We start from the raw sequence: 1,321 nt of genomic DNA, 5'->3' as shown, positions 1-1,321 counted from the left end.
CGTGCCGTATTCTAGGTTTACCATATTTCCAAATTTAATTTAAAATAAGCTTTTTAAGCTGATCTCTTATAGTTATCCACATACATTTCACCTCTTTTTACCAGAGAGAACATACGTAATATCAGCTTGAATTTTACATTATTCAGCACCAGTGAATAGTTTTTGCTTTGAAGTTTACGCTTTGCATAGGCGCTTATTTCCAGATCATGTGTGATGGCCGTTTTGGCTGCTTGGTTCAGTTCCGATTTTAGTTCTTTTTGCGCCAAATGGCTTACCCGTTTTCGGCCTTTAATACTGGTACCCGAATCGTGGCCGAACGGGATCACGCCAACATATACACCGTATGACCGTGCATCTTTAAAACTGACAAAGTTCTCAGTGTAGGCTATTGTCATCCATCCGTTTACTTCCCCAATTCCCTTGATACTTGTTATTATCCGGTAGTTTTGCAACAGCTCCTCATTACTTTTGATCAATTCCCTGATCCTCCTTTCTACCTGGTCAATGTGCTTTTCATCTCCTTTTATCTTTGCCTGCGCAATACGGACAATCGTATCGGTCTCCTTTACTTCATAGATGTGTTTTCGTTCTTTTAAAGTGCTCATTAGCCCGGCCTTTTCCCTGATGAGCCTTTTACGGAAAGATAGGAGTTGCTTAAGGGTTAAGATATTCTTGTCCAGTGGTTTAGATGGCGACAACTTATGACTCTTTTCTTCACCATAGCGACCGATACGGAAAGAATCCGCTTTGTCATTTTTACCCCTGACCATACCCATGGATTGTTTAATTTCTAGTCCAGGTACCCGGCAATAGAGAATAGATTTCGATTCACAGAATTGCAGGAATCGATATTCGTACCCACCGGTATATTCCATCACCATTAATGTATCTTTCAGATCTATACCATTGGTTTTGCACCATTTCTGAAACTCAGCAAACCCTTTGGAGTTATTGTCAATTTTGATATGCAAATTCCGTTTTGCACAACTGATGTCAAGCGTTAACTTTGAAACATCGACACCTAAAATAACATTCCAGTTTTTCATACGTTTGTGTTTTAAGTATTCCAAATAAATTGCCTTTTGCCAATTACCTTTGTTGAAGCAAAGAGAGTATTCTAGCTGGGCCTTGGGCAATCATAAAAGGCAGGGACTAATACGGCACTTAGTTCTCAAAAACATAGGAGGTACGAAAGTTCACCCTGCCTTTTATAATAACGTTTTCCACAAAGTTTTTAGTTTTTAACACCCCCCAGACCCCCCATTTCAACAACAACAATATTTACTGATAAATTGTCTTTGTAAGACCAAAGGTAGGTACG

1 protein-coding gene is annotated in these 1,321 nt (G+C 39.3%); it reads right to left on the bottom strand.

The features are described 5' to 3' along the window. Positions 1-53: 53 nt before the first annotated feature. A complete protein-coding gene (locus tag AC1DXF_RS29420; protein WP_477452246.1) occupies positions 54-1,046 on the bottom strand; it encodes an IS110 family transposase in 993 nt (330 codons plus the stop codon). Between the last annotated feature and the right edge of the window lie 275 nt (positions 1,047-1,321).

The organism is Mucilaginibacter sp. P2_A5 (assembly GCF_056404995.1).
Note: the sequence above shows the minus strand (reverse complement) of the source record. Positions and strands in the feature narration are given on the sequence as shown.

What these genes read in the sequence shown, in the direction of transcription:
- AC1DXF_RS29420 (WP_477452246.1), bottom strand. Translation starts at nt 1,046, where the DNA reads ATGAAAAACTGGAATGTTATTTTAGGTGTCGATGTTTCAAAGTTAACG.